General features: G+C 65.8%; 1 protein-coding gene. It reads left to right on the top strand.

Annotated elements, in window-relative coordinates; genetic code table 11:
* Positions 1-2: 2 nt before the first annotated feature.
* Positions 3-1,135 (top strand): elongation factor Tu (gene tuf / locus D7X55_RS39575; protein WP_121725702.1); only part of this gene is annotated, 1,133 nt, incomplete at its 3' end.

Here is a 1,135-nt window from a genome sequence, read left to right as displayed (position 1 = left end):
TCATGTCCAAGGAAAAGTTCGATCGCAGCCTGCCCCACGTGAACATCGGAACGATTGGGCACGTGGACCACGGCAAGACGTCGCTGACCGCCGCCATCACCAAGGTGCTGGCGAAGACCGGTGGCGCCACGTTCCTGGCGTACGACCAGATTGACAAGGCGCCGGAAGAGCGTGAGCGCGGCATCACCATCTCCACGGCGCACGTGGAGTACAAGACGAAGAACCGCCACTACGCGCACGTCGACTGCCCGGGGCACGCCGACTACGTGAAGAACATGATTACGGGCGCGGCGCAGATGGACGGCGCCATCCTGGTGGTGTCGGCGGCGGACGGCCCGATGCCCCAGACGCGTGAGCACATCCTGCTGGCGCGCCAGGTCGGCGTCCCCTACATCGTGGTCTTCCTGAACAAGGTGGACCTGCTGGACGACCCCGAGCTGCGCGAGCTCGTGGAGATGGAAGTCCGCGACCTGCTGAAGAAGTACGAGTTCCCCGGCGACACCATCCCCATCGTCCCCGGCTCCGCGGTGAAGGCGCTGGAGGGTGACACCAGCGACATCGGCGAGCCGGCCATCCTGAAGCTGATGGAGGCGGTGGACGCCTACATTCCGACGCCGCAGCGCGCGACGGACAAGCCCTTCCTGATGCCGGTGGAAGACGTCTTCTCCATCGCCGGTCGTGGCACGGTGGCGACGGGCCGCGTGGAGCGCGGAATCATCAAGGTGGGCGAGGAAGTCGAAGTCGTCGGCCTGCGCGCGACGCAGAAGACGGTGGTGACGGGCGTGGAGATGTTCCGCAAGCTGCTGGACGAGGGCCGGGCGGGCGACAACATCGGCGCGCTGGTGCGTGGCCTCAAGCGCGAGGACATGGAGCGCGGCCAGGTGCTGGCGAAGCCGGGCAGCATCACGCCACACACGAAGTTCAAGGCGCAGATTTACGTGCTGTCGAAGGAAGAGGGCGGCCGCCACACCCCGTTCTTCAAGGGGTACCGTCCGCAGTTCTACTTCCGCACCACGGACGTGACGGGCACGGTGAAGCTGCCGGACAACGTCGAAATGGTCATGCCGGGCGACAACATCGCCATCGAGGTGGAGCTCATCACCCCGGTCGCGATGGAGAAGGAGCTCCGGTTCGC

Source organism: Corallococcus sp. AB049A (assembly GCF_003668885.1).
GTDB classification, from domain to species: domain Bacteria; phylum Myxococcota; class Myxococcia; order Myxococcales; family Myxococcaceae; genus Corallococcus; species Corallococcus interemptor.
Note: the sequence above shows the minus strand (reverse complement) of the source record. Positions and strands in the feature narration are given on the sequence as shown.